The sequence below is a fragment of the Kitasatospora sp. NPDC057904 genome (assembly GCF_042887925.1).
Classification (GTDB): domain Bacteria; phylum Actinomycetota; class Actinomycetes; order Streptomycetales; family Streptomycetaceae; genus Kitasatospora.
The window spans coordinates 159,729-176,638 of the sequence record NZ_JBHVOL010000012.1 but is presented as its reverse complement, the minus strand read 5'-3'; the positions used below and the strand labels follow the sequence as shown (position 1 = coordinate 176,638).

Annotated in this window: 12 protein-coding genes; 7 read left to right on the top strand and 5 right to left on the bottom strand. The window is 75.1% G+C overall.

Annotation, left to right across the window (positions count from 1 at the left end):
- Nucleotides 1-24: 24 nt before the first annotated feature.
- The 3 genes from ACFVSN_RS28395 (at nucleotide 25) to ACFVSN_RS28385 (ending at nucleotide 5,498) form a co-directional block, all read left to right on the top strand.
- Entirely contained in the window at nucleotides 25-1,626 is a 1,602-nt protein-coding gene (locus ACFVSN_RS28395; RefSeq protein WP_387956812.1) for a hypothetical protein, read from the top strand.
- Nucleotides 1,627-2,672: 1,046 nt separating this feature from the next.
- Nucleotides 2,673-4,268 (top strand): glutamine-hydrolyzing GMP synthase, encoded by a 1,596-nt coding sequence (gene guaA, locus ACFVSN_RS28390; protein WP_380438959.1) that lies wholly within the window; start codon nucleotides 2,673-2,675, stop codon nucleotides 4,266-4,268.
- 204 nt (nucleotides 4,269-4,472) lie between these two features.
- Nucleotides 4,473-5,498 (top strand): Rieske 2Fe-2S domain-containing protein, encoded by a 1,026-nt coding sequence (locus ACFVSN_RS28385; protein WP_380438961.1) that lies wholly within the window; start codon nucleotides 4,473-4,475, stop codon nucleotides 5,496-5,498.
- Nucleotides 5,499-5,508: 10 nt separating this feature from the next.
- Here the strand turns inward: ACFVSN_RS28385 and ACFVSN_RS28380 are convergent, their stop codons facing one another.
- Together ACFVSN_RS28380 and ACFVSN_RS28375 are read right to left on the bottom strand one after the other, a co-directional pair.
- A complete protein-coding gene (locus ACFVSN_RS28380; protein WP_380438963.1) occupies nucleotides 5,509-5,718 on the bottom strand; it encodes a hypothetical protein in 210 nt (69 codons plus the stop codon).
- Nucleotides 5,715-7,226 carry a PspC domain-containing protein gene (locus ACFVSN_RS28375; protein ID WP_380438965.1) on the bottom strand — a complete coding sequence of 504 codons (1,512 nt, stop codon included), beginning with the start codon at nucleotides 7,224-7,226 and terminating at the stop codon, nucleotides 5,715-5,717. Before ACFVSN_RS28375 ends, ACFVSN_RS28380 begins: the two co-directional genes overlap by 4 nt.
- A 133-nt stretch (nucleotides 7,227-7,359) precedes the next feature.
- Between ACFVSN_RS28375 and ACFVSN_RS28370 the strand changes: the two genes are divergently transcribed.
- From ACFVSN_RS28370 to pcrA, 3 genes are all read left to right on the top strand, one after another.
- The gene (locus ACFVSN_RS28370) at nucleotides 7,360-8,823 is read left to right on the top strand and encodes a PspC domain-containing protein (protein WP_380499233.1); all 1,464 of its coding nucleotides are present in this window, start codon (nucleotides 7,360-7,362) and stop codon (nucleotides 8,821-8,823) included.
- Nucleotides 8,816-9,493 (top strand): response regulator transcription factor, encoded by a 678-nt coding sequence (locus ACFVSN_RS28365; protein WP_329927624.1) that lies wholly within the window; start codon nucleotides 8,816-8,818, stop codon nucleotides 9,491-9,493. The genes ACFVSN_RS28370 and ACFVSN_RS28365 overlap by 8 nt, the downstream gene beginning before the upstream one ends.
- A 98-nt stretch (nucleotides 9,494-9,591) precedes the next feature.
- Nucleotides 9,592-12,246, top strand: coding sequence for a DNA helicase PcrA (gene pcrA / locus ACFVSN_RS28360; RefSeq protein ID WP_380438971.1), 2,655 nt, complete (start codon nucleotides 9,592-9,594; stop codon nucleotides 12,244-12,246).
- A 46-nt stretch (nucleotides 12,247-12,292) separates the two neighbouring features.
- Here pcrA and ACFVSN_RS28355 read toward each other — a convergent pair whose 3' ends face one another.
- On the bottom strand, nucleotides 12,293-13,081 hold the full coding sequence (locus ACFVSN_RS28355) for a M23 family metallopeptidase (protein WP_387602581.1): 789 nt from the start codon (nucleotides 13,079-13,081) through the stop codon (nucleotides 12,293-12,295).
- 318 nt (nucleotides 13,082-13,399) lie between these two features.
- Between ACFVSN_RS28355 and ACFVSN_RS28350 the strand changes: the two genes are divergently transcribed.
- Nucleotides 13,400-13,807: a cobalamin B12-binding domain-containing protein gene (locus ACFVSN_RS28350; protein WP_153460947.1), complete on the top strand. Its 408-nt coding sequence runs from the start codon at nucleotides 13,400-13,402 to the stop codon at nucleotides 13,805-13,807.
- A 137-nt stretch (nucleotides 13,808-13,944) separates the two neighbouring features.
- On the opposite strand, the gene ACFVSN_RS28345 is transcribed toward ACFVSN_RS28350, so the two are convergent.
- Nucleotides 13,945-15,534, bottom strand: a complete 1,590-nt coding sequence (locus ACFVSN_RS28345) for a DUF5691 domain-containing protein (protein WP_387956811.1) — start codon at nucleotides 15,532-15,534, stop codon at nucleotides 13,945-13,947.
- A 9-nt stretch (nucleotides 15,535-15,543) separates the two neighbouring features.
- Nucleotides 15,544-16,881 carry an SWIM zinc finger family protein gene (locus ACFVSN_RS28340; protein WP_387956810.1) on the bottom strand — a complete coding sequence of 446 codons (1,338 nt, stop codon included), beginning with the start codon at nucleotides 16,879-16,881 and terminating at the stop codon, nucleotides 15,544-15,546.
- Between the last annotated feature and the right edge of the window lie 29 nt (nucleotides 16,882-16,910).

The following is a 16,910-nucleotide window of genomic DNA, read 5'->3' as shown; positions in this document are numbered from 1 at the left end:
AGCAGCCCGCCGGCCGCCCCGCCCGTGGTGCCGCCGCCCCCGCCTCCCGGGTACGCGCCCGCGCCGCCCGGGTACGCTCCCGCGCCGGGCACCTGGGGCGCCGGGCGGCCGTACGACCCGGCTGCCGGGCAGTCGCCCGTGCTGCGCGGGCTGACCGCCATGGACTGGCGCCCGGCGCTCCTCGCGCTCCTCGCACCGACCGTCGTCCTGCTGGTCGCCGCGCTGGTCGCGGCGATCCCGAGCGACTACAACGAATCCGCCACCCTGGTCCAGATGCCCGGGTTCGGCGACCGCTACGGCGCCGCCCTCGCGATGGCGCTCGGCGCGCTCGGCGCCCCGTTCAAGCTCTCCTACGCGATCCACTGGCGGGGCACCGACACCGACTTCGGCTTCACGGCGCGGGTGCTCCCGCTGACCGTCACCGTGCTGTGGCTGCTCGCCCTCTGGCTCGGCCTGCGGACGCTCTCCCGCCGTCGGCAGGCCCGCACGGCCGAGCAGATGACCCGCGGCCAGGCGGCCGGCGAGGCGCTGCGCACCGCGCTTGTCGCGGCCGGCGTGACGCTGCTCGTCGGCCTGCTCGCCGGGGCGGACTGGAGCCCCTACCTGCCCGGCAACCCCACCGGGTTCGGCCGCTCGTCGGCGATCACCTACACCGCGGACGCCGGCTGGCCGCAGGCGGTCGGCTGGAGCGCCCTGCTCGCCGGGCTGGTCGCGTTCGCCGTGTACGGCACCGACGCGCTGCGCTGGGCGGCCTGGCGCAATCGGACGATCCGCGGCTGGGCGGTGGCGGGGCTGGCAGCCGGCCAGGTGCTCGCGCTGCTGGTCGGCACGGCCTCGCTGGTGGCGTTCGTCCTGGTCGCGGCCAACAGCGAGGGCTGGCAGACCGCGGTGTCGTCGGCCTTCCTGCCCAACCTCGGGCTGATGCTGATCGGCATCGGCTCGGGGGCGACGTTCCGCGCCGAGGGCGGGCCCGCCTCCCGGGGGCCGGACTGGGGCGGCGGGCGGGGCGGCTACCCGGGCTTCCAGGAGTTCTCGTTCTTCGACCTGCACGGCGAGAGCGGCGCCTGGCGCTTCGCCGGCCTGCTGGCCGTCGCCTCGGTGATCCTGCTGGCCTGGACGGCCCACCGCCGTCGGCTCGACGCGGCCGACCGGATCCGGCTGGCGGTGGTGTACGCGGTCGGGCTGACCCTGCTCATGGTGTTCTCCGGCGCCGCGACCACGGGCTTCGGCAGCGGCGGGACGCGCTCCGACCCGGCCACCGCCGGCTACTCGGTGAGCCTGGTCTTCGGTTCGCTGCTCGCGGCCAACGTGATCTGGGCGGCGATCGGCGCGCTGGCGCTGCCGCCGCTGCTGGCCGCCGCGACGGGCGGGCGGGGCGCGGCCGCCGTCCCGTACGCGGGCGCCGTGCCGCCGCAGGGTCCGCCGGACGGGTACGACCACGTCGGGCCCGGGTACGGGCACGCCGCCGGGGAGCCCGAGCCGTACCGGCCGGAGGCGGGGGTGAGCGACGTGATCGGTTCGTCCGAGGGGCCGTCGGGGCCGACGGGCGGGGCGGACGACCGGCTCGCGGGGCCCCGGGACGGCGAAGGCAGGGTCGACCCGAGCGTCTGGCGCGACCACCCGTAGCGCGGATCCCGGCAGGTCGGGGCCCCGGCAGGTCGAGCGGGACCGGTCGGGGCCGGAAAGGCCGGCGCCGGAAAGGGCAAAGGGCCCCGCGGGGGAACGGGGCCCTTTGTCGCTCAGCACGCGGCGTCAGGGCTGCGCCGGTGCTGGAGGTGACGGCGCCGGGGGAGGAGCGCCGTCATTCGGTTGGCTTCGGGGCCGCGCCCGGTGCGGCTCCGGCGTGGGTGGCCGGCGGCGCGGGGGGCGCGCACGCTCGCGGTGCGTCGGGTCGGCGCGCAGTCCTGCGCCGGACACTCGATCACGGAGCGTGAGGTGGCGACCGTTGCCGCCCCAGGTCGCGGCGGCAGCGGTCCCGGACTCCACAGTGGGCCGTAGGCCGCCGGGAGAACCGCTTCCACGGAGCATCGTGCTGGACGGAGGGCTCGGTCTGCAACCGGTTCGGCACACTTCGGCCCGGTCCATTTTGTGACGACGAGCTCCGCTTCGCCGCGGTGATGATCACGGTGCGTAGTGGTTCGGTCGATTGCGGCGCACGGGGACGCGCGTAGCGGCGCGCAACGATGAGTGGTGTGCGCCCCCGGGCGCGCGCCCGGGGGTCGTGCCGGGGTGCAGCGGCCGGCCCCGGGCGTCCCCGGGGCCGGCCGCCCCACCTCGCGGTCCAGTCGCGGCCGGGGTCGCTGTCCCCTGCTGGCCGGCCGCGGCACCCGCGCACGGTCCCACGGCGCGCCGCGCCCGGTCTGGCCGGAACGACGGCGGCGCCACGTGCGCCGGTGGACTGGAATGGAGCTCCACGCGTGGTCCTGCGTGACGCGCGGCGGCGCCCCGCGCCCGGGGCGGAGGCGGCGCGTCTGGCGGGCGCGGCGCGGTCGCACGTCGTGTGAAGCAACGAAGCGCGAGCCCGTCCGGTCACGGCCGCTTGGACGTGCAGACGAGTGAAACCGGGCAGCCCGGTAGAATCGGGCTCAGACACCCCCACCCGTCGCCGTCGTGGCCCCTGCCCGGGACGCGTGCCGAGCGACACCCTCGATACCGCTGCCGGAAGGCCGTCTGTGTCCGCTGCAATTCCCGTCCAGTCCGTACCTGAGACCGACACCGTGCTGGTCGTCGACTTCGGTGCCCAGTACGCCCAGCTCATCGCCCGCCGGGTGCGTGAGGCCCGGGTCTACAGCGAGATCGTGCCGAGCTCCATGCCGGTCGCCGAGATGCTCGCCAAGAACCCGAAGGCGATCATCCTGTCCGGCGGCCCGTCCTCGGTCTACGAGGAGGGCGCGCCGCAGCTCGACCGTGCGATCTTCGAGGCCGGCGTCCCGGTGTTCGGCATGTGCTACGGCTTCCAGCTGATGGCCAAGACGCTCGGTGGCACCGTCGACAACAGCGGCGCCCGCGAGTACGGCCGCACCCCGCTGACCGTCAGCCGCTCCGGCTCCACCCTGTTCGAGGGCGTCCCGGCGAAGCACTCGGTGTGGATGTCGCACGGCGACGCCTGCTCCGCGGCGCCCGAGGGCTTCACCGTCACCGCCTCCACCGACGTGGTGCCGGTCGCGGCCTTCGAGAACGACGAGGCCCGGCTCTACGGCGTCCAGTACCACCCCGAGGTGCTGCACTCCGACCACGGCCAGCAGATCCTGGAGCACTTCCTCTACCGCGGCGCCGGCCTCGCCCCGACCTGGACGACGGGCAACGTCGTCGAGGAGCAGGTCGCGCTGATCCGCGCGCAGGTCGGCACCAAGCGGGCGATCTGCGGCCTGTCCGGCGGCGTGGACTCCGCGGTCGCCGCGGCCCTGGTCAACAAGGCCATCGGCGACCAGCTGACCTGCGTCTACGTCGACCACGGCCTGATGCGCAAGGGCGAGACCGAGCAGGTCGAGAAGGACTTCGTCGCGGCCACCGGCGTGCAGCTGAAGGTCGTCGACGCGGCCGAGCGCTTCCTGGACGCGCTGAAGGGGGTCACCGACCCCGAGGAGAAGCGCAAGATCATCGGCCGCGAGTTCATCCGGGTCTTCGAGCAGGCCCAGGCCGAGATCATCGCCGAGGCCGGCGAGCAGGGCGAGTCGGTCGACTTCCTGGTCCAGGGCACCCTGTACCCGGACGTCGTGGAGTCCGGCGGCGGCACCGGCACCGCCAACATCAAGTCCCACCACAACGTCGGCGGCCTGCCCGAGGACCTCCAGTTCCAGCTGGTCGAGCCGCTGCGCAAGCTGTTCAAGGACGAGGTCCGGATGGTCGGCCAGGAGCTGGGCCTGCCGGAGGAGATCGTCCAGCGCCAGCCGTTCCCGGGCCCGGGCCTCGGCATCCGCATCGTCGGCGAGGTCACCGAGGAGCGCCTGGACCTGCTGCGCGAGGCCGACGCCATCGCCCGCGAGGAGCTGACCGCGGCCGGCCTGGACCGCGAGATCTGGCAGTGCCCGGTCGTGCTGCTCGCCGACGTGCGCAGCGTGGGCGTGCAGGGCGACGGCCGCACCTACGGTCACCCGATCGTGCTGCGTCCGGTGTCCTCCGAGGACGCCATGACCGCGGACTGGTCGCGCCTGCCGTACGACGTGCTGGCCCGCATCTCGACCCGCATCACCAACGAGGTCCGCGACGTGAACCGCGTCGTCGTGGACGTCACCAGCAAGCCGCCGGGCACCATCGAGTGGGAGTAGGCACTCCCGCCGGCCCGGGTGTCCGACGCCGGACCGGAGCCTGAACGGCCGCGCCGTCGTTCCCTTGAGAGGGGGCGACGGCGCGGCCGTCGGCGGTTCCGGGGGGTCCGCGTGAGGTGGACCTCCCACCGAAAGCGTTCACGAGCGGGCAGAATGCGGACCGGACCTGTCAGGAGCGGCAGGCCGCGAGGGAAGGTGTGAGGCATGTCGGAGGCTGGCAACTCCGTGGCGGTCGGCGGGGGCGCGGCCGGACGGGCGGACCGGGCGGCCCAGCGGCGGGCGTTCGCGACCCGGTTCGCGATGCTGCCGCTGCGGCTCTTCCTCGGCGTCACCTTCGTCTACGCGGCCCTCGACAAGCTGTCCGACGCGCACTACCTGGCCGGGGCCGGCGATCCGGCGTCGTTCGTCTCGCAGACGCAGGCCGTCCGGGCCGCCAGCCCCGTCTCCTTCCTGCTCGGCCCCGCGCTGGACGCGCCGACCCTGTTCGCGCTCCTCGTGGCCTTCGGCGAGCTGGCCGTCGGCCTCGGCACGCTGCTCGGCCTGTGGGGCCGGGTGGCGGCGCTCGGCGGCGCGGCGATCAGCCTGAGCCTGTGGCTGACCGTCAGCTGGAACGTCTCGCCGTACTACCTCGGCAACGACCTGGTCTACCTGCTGGCCTGGACGCCGCTCCTGCTGGCCGGCACCCCGGAGCTCTCGGTGGACGGCTACCTCGCCCGGCGCGCCGGGCGGGACCGCGAGCGCGGGCTGGGCGAGGAGCACGTGCGGCGCCGGGCCCTGATGGACGGCGGGATCGCCGCCGTCGCGATCGGCGGCGCCGGGCTGCTGACCGGCTCGCTCACCCGGACCTTCGGGCGGGACAAGGCGGCGGCGCCGAAGCAGTCCGCCGCCCCGGTCGCGACCCCTTCCGCGCCCCCCGGGCCGGCCCCCTCGGTGGCCGCCGCGAGCGTGCCGGTCGGCGGCTCGGCCCAGGTCAAGGACCCGGCGACGGGCGACGCCGTCTACATCGTCCAGCCCAAGGCGGGCCAGTACTGCGGCCTCTCGTCGGTCTGCACGCACTCCGGCTGCGCGGTGGACGCCCCCAAGAACGGCCAGCTGTACTGCCCGTGCCACGGCTCGCGGTTCGACGCGGCCACCGGCGCGGTGGTCAACGGTCCGGCCACCAAGCCGCTCGCGAAGTACACCGTCACGAAGAGCGGCGAAAAGCTGAACCTCGGCCCGCAGCAGAGCTGAGCCGCCGGCCCTAGTCCCCGTCGTCGGACCGGCCGCGGCGGGCCACCGCCGCGACCGCGCCGGCCAGGCCGCCGGCGCCGAGCACGATGAAGGTGACGGGGATGACGATCCGTCCGTTCACCGACTGGTCGTTGACCGCCGCGACCAGGTAGACCACCGCGATCACGGTGAACAGCGCGCCCGCGATCAGCGAGAACAGGTCGATCCGGTGCTTCCTCACTTCTGGACCACCTTGATGTTGCCGAGTCCGACCTCCAGCATGAGGTCGAGCGTGCCCTTGGACGGCCGGTCGGTGCCGGGGTGGATCTCGTAGGTGTGGCGGCCGGTGCTGTCGTTCCCGTCGCTGCCGGGGACGCTGATGCTGCCGAGCGCCATCTGGGTGACCACGTTGACGGTGACGTCGGAGGGCACCACGACCGTCAGGTCGCCCGCGCCCATCTCCACCCGGCTGGAGAGCTCGGCCCCGGCCGGGTCGAGCGCGCTCAGGTCGAGCCGGGCCTGGCCGGCCCCGAGGCCGTACTTCTCCTTGAGCTGGGACGCCGAGGCGACCGTCCAGGTGCGGTCGCCGAAGGCGTTCTGCAGCGAGTTCGGCGAGCGGCCGACGAAGGCCAGGCCCAGGGTGAGCAGCAGGCCGATCGCGGCCAGCTTGCGGGCCCGGCCGAACTTCGCGCCGACCAGCAGGGTCAGACCGACCACCAGCAGGGCGGTGGCCAGGACGGTCGAGCTCACCACGGTGATGCTGTTGTGGCCGACGGTGGCGGACCAGACCGCGGCGCCCGCGCCGATCGCCAGCAGGAATCCGAAGAAGCCGAGCGCCGAGCGTTCCTTCGGGTGACGGACCACGGTCGGCTTCGGCGGCGCCGCGGGGCCGGCCTTGCGCAGCGGGTCCCCCTCCGGCAGGTCGGTGCGCTGCCACCACGGCTGGGACGGCGTGCCGGGCGGGGGCACCGGGGTGCCGTACGGGGGCGTGGCGCCGGTCTTCGGCGCGCCGCTCCTGGGCGGCGTGGCCGTGGTGCCGTACGGGTTCCGCTCCGGGTGGCGCGGGTCCCACAGGTAGCCGGTGGGGCCGGGGGCGGGGGTGTCCGCGGGGACGGTGCCGGCGGCGCTCCCCCAGCCTTCGGCCGGGGGGACCCCCATGGCGGCGTGCCGGGCGCGGGCCGACTCGTCTTGCGGCACGTCCTGCCGGGGCCAGACGTACGGGGAGCCGGGTGCCTCGGCCTCGGGGAAGTAGCGGTCGTACGGGCCGCCGCGGCGGCGTCCGCGGGCCCGGGCCTTGCGGCGCTCCGGGTCGTAGCGCACCGCCAGGAAGACCAGCCCGGCGAGCAGCAGCAGCGGGAGCATCTGGTCGCCGTCGCCCATCGAGGAGAAGAACACCCCGGTGCCGATGACGGTCAGGAGCACCGCGCCGACCGACTGGCCGTCCACCCGGCCGGTGAGCACCCGCTGGAGCTCGGTGCGCCCGCCGCGGCCGGCGCCCCGGCCGTCCGGCGAGCCCTCGGTCGGGACGACCAGCCAGGCCAGGCCGTACAGGAACAGGCCGAGCCCGCCGGAGAGGCAGAGCACGACGGTGACGACGCGGAAGACCACCGGGTCGATGTCCAGGTGGCGCCCGAGGCCGCCGCAGACGCCGGCCACCACGCGGTGGTGCTCGGCCCGGGTCAGCGGCGGGCGGTCGGGTTCCGGCGGGGCGGCGGGCCCGGCGTCCTGGATGCGGTGGTCCTCGGTCATGGGCACCATCCTCCCGGGCCGGGCCGCCGGGCCCAACCGGTACCAGCCCTGTCCGCACCCTGACTTGTCCCTGATAAGCGGTAGGGACCCACCCTGATGCGCCCGCGGGCGCCCGCGTGGAACCATCGGTGGCGTGGCAGCACCCGGTACCGATCCCCGTCCCCTCGCCCCCGACGCCCCGCCGCCGTCGGGCGGCGACCCGAACGCGTCCGACGGTGGCCGTCCGCCCTACCGCCGGCTCTACCGCAGCCCGCACGGGCGGATGCTCGGCGGCGTCGCGCACGGCCTCGCGGTGCACCTCGGGCTGCCGGTGCGGTGGGTCCGGCTGGCGTTCGTGCTGCTGTTCTTCGCGCAGGGGATCGGCGGGCTGCTGTACGCGGCGTTCTGGTTCGTGGTGCCGATCGGCATCGGCGAGCCCTCGCGGCGCGGCGCGCACTGGGTGTACGTCAACGGCACGTTCGTGCCCGCCGCGCAGTGGCAGGGGCCGAGCGCTCCGCTGACCAAACCGGGGGCCGGCACGGGCTGGGTCGGCCGGCTGCGCGAACTGCTCCAGCACGCCCTGCAGGGCGAGCCGGTCGTGCAGACCGCCGCCGCCACCGAGGGCGAGGCCTCCGCCCGCCCGGCCAAGGGCGGCCTCGGCCAGCTCGCCGCGCTGGTCATGGTCGTCATCGGCGTGATCGCGCTGCTCAACGTCCTCGGCTGGCAGACCGCCAAGCCGTACACCTGGCCGCTGCTGGCGATCGGCGTCGGCGTCGCGCTGGTGTGGCGGCAGGCCGACGACTCGCGCTGGCAGCGCTGGTTCGGCCTGGAGGAGGGGGAGAAGCGGCGCGGCGCCTACACCCGGGTCGGCGCGGGCGTCCTGCTCGCGGTGGCCGGCACGATCGCCCTGCTCGCGATGCAGACCAGCGACTCGACGCTCGGCTCGGTCATCGAGGCCTCGATCGCGGTGCTCGCCGGCGTGCTCGTGCTGCTCGGCCCGTACGGGCTGCGGCTCTGGCAGGACCTCGGGGCCGAGCGGACCGCCCGCATCCGCGCCCAGGAGCGCGCCGAGATCGCGGCGCACATCCACGACTCGGTGCTGCACACCCTCACCCTGATCCAGCGCCGGGCCGAGGACCCCAAGGAGGTGCTGCGGCTGGCCCGCTCGCAGGAGCGCGAGCTGCGGCTGTGGCTGTACCGCCCGGAGGCCGCCGCCGAGGCCGCGCCGGAGACGATGGCGGAGACCCTGCGCTCGGTCGTCGCCGAGGTCGAGGACCGGCACGGCGTCCCGGTCGAGCTCGTGATCGTCGGCGACTGCCCGATGGACGAGAAGATCGCGGCACAGATGCAGGCCGCGAGGGAGGCGACCGTCAACGCGGCCAAGTACGGTGGCGGGGGACCGGTCCAGGTGTACGCGGAGGTCGAGGGGAGGACGGTGTCGGTGTTCGTGCGCGATCACGGCCCCGGCTTCGACCCCGACACGGTGCCCGAGGACCGGATGGGCGTACGGGAGTCGATCATCGGCCGGATGAAGCGCAACGGCGGCACCGCCCGGGTGCGGCCCGCGCCGGACGGCGGCACCGAGGTCGAGCTGGAGATGGAGAGAACGAATGACTGAGGCAGCGCCGGAGCGCACCGCTCGGGTCGTGCTGGTGGACGACCACCGGATGTTCCGGACCGGGGTCAGGGCCGAGATCGGGCGCACCGCGGAGACCGGCATCGACGTGGTCGGGGAGGCGGACGACGTCGAGTCGGCGGTCCGCGTCGTCGCCGAGACCCGGCCGGACGTCGTGCTGCTCGACGTCCACCTGCCCGGTGGCGGCGGCGTCGAGGTGCTGCGGCGCTCGGCGGGGGTGATGACCGGCGAGCAGTCGGTGAAGTTCCTCGCGCTGTCGGTGTCGGACGCGGCCGAGGACGTCATCGGCGTCATCCGCGGCGGTGCTCGCGGCTACGTCACCAAGACGATCACGGGGAACGACCTGGTCAACGCGATCTTCCGGATCGCCGACGGCGACGCGGTGTTCTCGCCCCGGCTCGCGGGCTTCGTCCTGGACGCCTTCGCGGCCACCGACACCCCGCCGGTCGACGAGGACCTCGACCGCCTCACCCAGCGCGAGCGCGAGGTGCTGCGGCTGATCGCGCGCGGGTACGCGTACAAGGAGATCGCCAAGCAGCTGTTCATCTCGGTGAAGACGGTCGAGAGCCACGTCTCCGCCGTCCTGCGCAAGCTCCAGCTGAGCAACCGGCACGAGCTCACCCGCTGGGCCACCGCGCGCCGCCTGGTCTGAGCACCGTCCGCACGAGCCCGTCCGCCCCCGGCCCCGCACCGATGGGTCTGCCCGGGCCGGGCGGGCTTGTCGGTGCGGGGCCATAGACTCGGAGTGCCATGAGTAGCCTCTTTGACGACCTCCCGCTCCCCGGTTTCGAGGCCCCCGCCGCCGGGTCGAAGCAGCCCGCCGCCACTCCCCTCGACGAGGAGCCCCCGCCGTTCGAGGACGACGTCCCGTACGACGCGTACGAGGAGGCGATCCCGGAGGGGCTCTTCCACACGGACCACGCCGCCGCGGCCGAGCGCGACGCCTGGTACCGCAACGGCGCCGCCCGGACGGTGGTCGACCCGGCCCAGCTGCTGGAGGGCATGAACGACCCCCAGCGCGAGGCCGTCCTGCACGCCGGCTCGCCGCTGCTCATCGTGGCCGGCGCCGGCTCCGGCAAGACCCGGGTGCTCACCCACCGCATCGCCCACCTGCTCGGCGCCCGCGGCGTGCAGCCGGGCGAGATCCTGGCGATCACCTTCACCAACAAGGCCGCCGGCGAGATGCGCGAGCGCGTCGAGCAGCTGGTCGGCCCGCGCGCCCGGGCCATGTGGGTCTCCACCTTCCACAGCGCGTGCGTGCGGATCCTGCGCCGCGAGTCCAAGGTGCTGGGCTTCACGTCCAGCTTCTCGATCTACGACTCGGCCGACTCCCAGCGGCTGATGTCGCTGGTCTGCCGCGACCTCGACCTGGACCCCAAGCAGTTCCCGCCGAAGTCCTTCACGGCGAAGGTCAGCAACCTCAAGAACGAGCTGATCGACGAGGAGACCTTCGCCGACCAGGCCGCCAACCCGATGGAGAAGAAGCTCGCCGAGGCGTACGCGCTCTACCAGCGGCGGCTGCGCGAGGCCAACGCGCTCGACTTCGACGACATCATCATGACGACGGTGAACCTGCTCCAGGCCTTCCCCGACGTCGCCGAGCACTACCGCCGGCGCTTCCGGCACATCCTGGTCGACGAGTACCAGGACACCAACCACGCCCAGTACATGCTGGTCCGGGAGCTGAGCGGCGGCTCCGTCGCCGCCGCGCCGAAGCGCACCGTGGACGGGGAGTTCGTGAACCCGGCCGCCGCGCACCTCGCCGAGGTGCCGCCCGCCGAGCTGTGCGTCGTCGGTGACGCGGACCAGTCGATCTACGCCTTCCGCGGCGCGACCATCCGCAACATCCTCCAGTTCGAGGAGGACTACCCGAACGCGACGACGATCCTGCTGGAGCAGAACTACCGCTCCACGCAGACGATCCTGAGCGCCGCCAACGCCGTCATCGAGCGCAACGCCAACCGGCGCGAGAAGAAGCTCTGGACGGCCGGCGACCACGGCGAGAAGGTCGTCGGCTACGTCGCCGACGACGAGCACGGCGAGGCCCAGTTCATCGCCGACGAGATCGACCGGCTCACCGACAAGGGCGAGGCCAAGCCCGGCGACGTCGCGATCTTCTACCGCACCAACGCCCAGTCCCGCGTGTTCGAGGAGGTGTTCATCCGGGTCGGCCTGCCGTACAAGGTCGTCGGCGGGGTGCGCTTCTACGAGCGCAAGGAGGTCCGGGACGTCCTCGCGTACCTGCGGGTGCTCTCCAACCCCGAGGACACCGTGCCGCTGCGCCGGATCCTCAACGTGCCCAAGCGCGGCATCGGCGAGCGGGCCGAGGCGATGATCGACGCGCTCTCCTCGCGGGAGCGGATCTCCTTCCCCCAGGCGCTGCTGCGGGTCGACGAGGCGTACGGGATGGCCGCGCGCTCGGCCAACGCGGTCAAGAAGTTCAACACCCTGATGGCCGGGCTGCGCCAGGTCGTCGAGTCGGGCGCGGGCCCGGCGGCGGTGCTGGAGGCCGTCCTGGAGGAGACCGGCTACCTGGCCGAGCTCCAGTCCTCCACCGACCCGCAGGACGAGACCCGGGTGGAGAACCTGCAGGAACTCGCCTCCGTCGCCCTGGAGTACGAGCAGGACCCGGGCGAGCGGCCGGACGCCGGCGAGGACGGCGCGCCGCCGGTCGGCTCGCTGGCCGACTTCCTGGAGCGGGTCGCGCTGGTCGCCGACTCCGACCAGATCCCGGATGCGAAGCAGTACGGGACCGAAGGAGGAAGCCCGGACGAGGACGAGGAGGGCCGGGGCGTCATCACGATGATGACCCTGCACACCGCCAAGGGCCTGGAGTTCCCGGTGGTCTTCCTGACCGGCATGGAGGACGGCATCTTCCCGCACATGCGGGCCCTCAACCAGGTCAAGGAGCTGGAGGAGGAGCGCCGCCTCGCGTACGTCGGGCTGACCCGGGCGCGCGAGCGGCTCTACCTGACCCGCTCGGTGCTGCGCAGCGCGTGGGGGCAGCCCGCGTACAACCCGGCCTCGCGGTTCCTGGAGGAGATCCCGGAGAACCTGGTGGAGTGGAAGCGGACGGGGGCGGCGCAGGCGCCGGCCGCGCGGGGCTTCTCCTCGGGCTCCTCGTGGGGCAAGTCCTCCTCCGGGGGCGGCGGTTCGCGGGCGGGCTCGTCGGCCTCGGCCTCGCCGAAGGCGGGCTGGGGGCAGTCGGCGCGGCGCTCGGGCAAGGTCGTGGAGCGCGAGGCCGTCTCGCTCGCGGTCGGGGACCGGGTCACCCACGACACCTTCGGGCTGGGCACGGTGGTCACCGTCACGGGTGTCGGCGACCGGGCCCAGGCCACGGTGGACTTCGGCACGGAGGGGCGCAAGCAGCTGCTCCTGCGCTACGCGCCGGTGGAGAAGCTCTAGTGCCACCGCGCTGGCAGGCCCGGGCCCTTCGAGCCGGCCCGGCCCGCTAGCGCGGGTCCAGGCCGTTCGAGAGGAACCACGGCAGCGGGTCGACCGGCCCGCTGCCCGGCGGCCGGATCTCGAAGTGCAGGTGCGGGCCGGTGCTGTTGCCGCTGCTGCCGACGAAGGCGATGAGGTCGCCCTGCTTCACCGGGCCCTTGCGGACCTTGTAGCCGCGCAGGTGGCAGAACCAGGCCTCGGTGCCGTCGTTCATCTTCAGTATCGACATGTAGCCGTAGAACGGGTTCCACTGCGTGCGGATCGTGCCGTCGGCGACGGCGTAGACCTCGGAGCCGCCGTCCACCGGGAAGTCGATGCCGGTGTGGCGGTTGGCCCAGTGGGTGCCGGCCGCGCCGAACAGTTCGCCGAGGCCGTGCTGGGCGACCGGCATGACGACCTTCGGCTGCGGGGCGGGCGGCGGCGTCGGCTGGGCGGTCGGGGCGTCCGTCGGCTGGGCGCCGGTCAGCGGCTGGCGGGCGTCGCCGCGCGAGGCCTGGGAGTGGTCGCCGCCGGCCGCGACGGCCTGCTGGGCGGTGACCTTGGTGGCCGTGGCGGCGGTGCTGTCGGGGGCGTCGGCCGCCGTCGCCTGCGGGGGCACCCGGCCGGCCTCGTCCTGCACCACCGTGATCGCCGCGGCCGCGGCGACCCCGAGCGCGGCCACCGACGGCACCGCGACCCGGAACAGCGCGGCCCGGGTGGCCGCCTTGGCGGCGCCGCGCCGCTGCGCGCGGGACTGCTCCCGGGCGGCCACGCGCAGCTCCGCACGGGTCGGACGGGCGGCTGCGTCGGGAGCCATCGGGGGCTGCCTCCTCGGTGGGCCTCGGTCACGTCGTCGGGCGAGGGAAAACAGGCGTGACTGTATCCGTACGTTCCGTGCCCCCGAAAAACCTCCGCTTGTCAAGAGGTCGCGCGGGGGTCCGTGCGATTGCCCGGAGGTGGGTATACCCACTGGTAGGAAGGGGTGGGCCTGTGATTTTGCCCTCCTCTTGAGGGGTGGCACGGCCAACCGGCCCGGGTGGCGCTAACCTCCCCTCAGGTTGGTTATTGACCGTTAACGCGCCCACGGCCCACGAGGCCGGGTGGGTTGGTGGACGACGAGGTCCAGGAGGCAGTCATGGGTGTGTCAGGGCCGATCCGTGTGGTGGTGGCCAAGCCGGGGCTGGACGGTCACGACCGCGGCGCCAAGGTCATCGCGCGCGCCCTGCGCGACGCCGGCATGGAGGTCATCTACACCGGGCTGCACCAGACGCCCGAGCAGGTCGTGGACACCGCGATCCAGGAGGACGCGGACGGCATCGGCCTGTCGATCCTCTCGGGCGCCCACATGACGCTGTGCGCGCGGGTGCTGGAACTGCTGAAGGAGCGCGACGCGGCCGACATCAAGGTGTTCTGCGGCGGGATCATCCCGGACGAGGACATCGCCGAGCTGAAGGCGATGGGCGTCGCGGACATCTTCACCCCGGGCACCCCGACCCGGGACGTCGTCGCCTGGGTCGAGGCCAACCTCCGCGCGGCGGGCTGATCTCCGCCCTCATCGTCGGGTGAGCGGGCCGGTCCCCGGGCGGGGGCCGGCCCGCTTTCTCGTGCCCGGGGCTCGACTCGGGCCGGGGGCCGGGCTCGGCTCAGGCCCCGGACCCGGGCTCACGCGCCGGGCCGGGCTCACGCCCCGAGCTCGGCGAGCATCGCCTCCCGGAAGCGGAGCGTCCCGGCGAGGCGGGCGAAGGTCTCGGCCCACGCCGAGTCCGGTGTGGTGCCGGCGGCCAGCTCCTCGACGGCGCCGGCCGTCTCCGGGGCCAGCGCGCGCTCAGTCATCCCGAGCACGCCGCTGTGGCTCCACGGGTACGCCCCGGAGGCGGCGGCGCGGGACAGTGCGGTGACGACCGCGGTGGACAGCGGCGGCGTCCACGGCGTGGTGCACGCGCCGAGCAGCTGGAAGGCCTCGCCCAGGCCGTGCACCTCGATGAACGCGGCCGTCCAGGCGGCCCGTTCGGCGGGCGGCAGGACGGACAGCAGCTTGGCGGGCGCGCCGGTGGCCCGCGGCGCCCGCGCCCGGCCCGCGCCGCGGACGGGCGGGACGGGCGCCGGGCCGAGCAGCGCGCGGGCCCAGTCGGGGTCGTGCTGGCGGACGGCGGCGCGGGCCCAGGCCTCGCGGAGGTCGTCGGCCCAGCTGCTGCTGGTCTCGTCGATGCTGTCGCCGACCCGCAGGGCGAGCAGCTGGTCCGGTGTCAGGCCCGTCGTCTCGGGCCAGGTGGCGAGCGGCGCCGCCGCGACCACCTCGCCGAACCACCAGGCCCGTTCGCCGCGCCCGGTCGGTGACTTGGGGGGTATGCCGTCGCGCTCCATGGCCGCGTCGCACTCGGCGGGCGGGGTGACCAGCAGGTGTGTGCCCGGATCGGCGAGGCGGACGGCGGCGGTGGCGCGGACGGCCATCCGCCGGGCGAGCGCGGAGCCGGGGAGGGTGGAGAGCAGCTCGGCGGCCGTCGCCCGGACGTTCTTGCTGCGGTCGCCGAGGGCGGCCTCCAGGAACGGCTCGTCCTCGGGGGAGAGGCCGTCCTGGAGGGCGTCCAGGAAGAGCAGCCGGTCCTCGGCGCGCTCGGTCGGCCACGTGCTCCGCAGCAGGGCGAGGCCGGCCGCCGGATCGCGGCGGCGCAGCAGCGTGAGGTGGGTGACGCGCTCGGCGAACAGGCCCTCGTGCCACAGGCGGTCGTCCGCGGGCTCCGGCGGCGCGCCGGGCGGCGTGGTGCGCAGGACGTAGCGCCAGTCCGGGTTCCGCACGGCCAGCCAGCGGCCGAGGGGACCGGCCAGGGCGACGCCGTCCTGGCGCAGTTCGCTGCGGGCTCGGGAGGCGTCGAGCAGGGCGGGCACCAGGGCGGCCGGCGGGCGCAGGCCCCGCTCGCGGGCGGCGGCGAGCCACTGCGGCAGCAGCTCGGTGAGGTTGGCGAGGGTGCCGGTGCCGCCGGTGGTGCGGGCGGCGAGCAGGACGGCGAGCCGCCGGGCCGCCGCAGGGGGCAGCTCGGGGCGGCCGTCCTGCGGGGCGGGCGGGTCCGGCGGCTCCGCGGCCGGGGCGGGCAGGGCGCCCGCGCGGCGCCGGACGGTCGCGAGCGCGGCGAGCTCCAGCAGGGCGGTGGCCGGGTCGTCCCGGTCCACGGACCCGCCGAGGGGCAGGGCGGTGTCGGGGAGCCGGCGGCGGTCGGTGCCGAGGAGGGCGGTGGTGTGGAGGGTCTCCCACGGGTCCTGGGCGGTCGTCATGTTCTGCTCCTAGACGGTGGTCAGGCCTATGGGGCGGTGGTCGTCGCCGGGCCAGGCGGTGACCGGGGCGAAGCCCTGGTGGCCGTACTCGCCGAAGACGGTGAGCGGGCGGCCGGTGGACACGGCGGCCAGGCGCCACAGGGCGGCCTCCGGGACGGCCGCGGGGCGGACGGGGACGGTGTGGTGGCCGTCCGTCAGGCGCCAGCCGTCCGGGGTGAGGACGGGGACGACGCTTGTGAGGACGGTGGGCCAGGCGTCCAGCCACGGGTCGTCGGCGACGGCGGTGCCGTAGCCGGCCACCGCCTCGGCGACGGACAGGCCGTCCGGCGGGGCGGCCGGGCCGGGCGCGGGGGCGCCGTACCGGGTGCCGAGGGCGGCGCGCAGCGGACGGGCGCCGGGGTGGAAGGCGAGCTCGGCCTCCAGCGCGTGGCCGGTGGGCAGGGCGAGGTCGGGGGCCTGGCCGGGGCGGCCGAAGGCGAGCAGCAGGGCCGGGCGGCCGGTCTTGGCGCCGCGCAGCCAGAGCCGGCGGGTGGTGAGCCGGTCGTCCCCGCCCTCGCCCATGGGCGCGGTCCGGCTGCCGAGGACGAGCCAGCGGTCCCGGACCGTGGGCCCGGCGAGCAGTTCGGCGGCGTCGGTGGTGTAGCCGACCCTCGTCCGCACCGTCGCCGCCAGCCCGGTGGGCAGCTCGTCGAGCCGGGTGGCGGCGGTGGCGAGCAGGTGGAGCATCGCGTACTCCTCCAGGAGCCGCTCCTGCGGGAGGCCGTCCAGCTCGCGGACCCGGGCGGCGAGGCCCGGCGCCTGGGCGTCGACCATTCGCGCCGCCACCTCCTCCCACGGACCGGCGGCGGACCGGTCGGCCAGGCCGTGCCGGATCCCGTCGGCGAGCCGCAGCCGCAGCTCGGCCGCGCCGGCGGCGACCCGGGCGCCGCGCCGCTCGGCCCGGCGGCGGGCGGCGGCCGGATCGGCGGGGCCCGCGGGGGCGGCGGCGGGGGCGGCGGCGCGCTGCTCGGCCCGCTCGCGGCGGGCGTCGAGCCAGGCTGCCGCCCAGTCGGCGGGCTCGGCGGCGGGGACGGCCTGCGGGGTGCCGCTCCACAGCAGGAGGAGTCCGAGCGCGTGCTTGCACGGGAACTTCCGGCTCGGGCAACTGCACTGGTAAGCGGGCGTGGCGAGCTCGACCACGGTGCGGTACGGCGTGCTGCCGCTGCCCCCGCACTCGCCCCAGACCGCGGCGCCGTCGGTGCCCTGGGCCGACCAGGGCGCGGGCGTGGAGAGCTTGCCGGCCGCCTTCTGCGACGCGGCGTCAGGCGCCAGGGACAGGACGTGTTCGGTGCTCCAGCGTTCCTCCATGGCACCGACCGTAGGCGGGGGCGCTGACA

Excerpts from the sequence above, each read along its gene's own strand:
- ACFVSN_RS28385 (WP_380438961.1), top strand. The coding sequence starts at position 4,473 with ATGTCGGAGGCTGGCAACTCCGTGGCGGTCGGCGGGGGCGCGGCCGGA.
- ACFVSN_RS28375 (WP_380438965.1), bottom strand. The coding sequence starts at position 7,226 with ATGACCGAGGACCACCGCATCCAGGACGCCGGGCCCGCCGCCCCGCCG.
- ACFVSN_RS28365 (WP_329927624.1), top strand. The coding sequence starts at position 8,816 with ATGACTGAGGCAGCGCCGGAGCGCACCGCTCGGGTCGTGCTGGTGGAC.
- pcrA (WP_380438971.1), top strand. The coding sequence starts at position 9,592 with ATGAGTAGCCTCTTTGACGACCTCCCGCTCCCCGGTTTCGAGGCCCCC.
- ACFVSN_RS28355 (WP_387602581.1), bottom strand. The coding sequence starts at position 13,081 with ATGGCTCCCGACGCAGCCGCCCGTCCGACCCGTGCGGAGCTGCGCGTG.
- ACFVSN_RS28350 (WP_153460947.1), top strand. The coding sequence starts at position 13,400 with ATGGGTGTGTCAGGGCCGATCCGTGTGGTGGTGGCCAAGCCGGGGCTG.
- ACFVSN_RS28345 (WP_387956811.1), bottom strand. The coding sequence starts at position 15,534 with ATGACGACCGCCCAGGACCCGTGGGAGACCCTCCACACCACCGCCCTC.
- ACFVSN_RS28340 (WP_387956810.1), bottom strand. The coding sequence starts at position 16,881 with ATGGAGGAACGCTGGAGCACCGAACACGTCCTGTCCCTGGCGCCTGAC.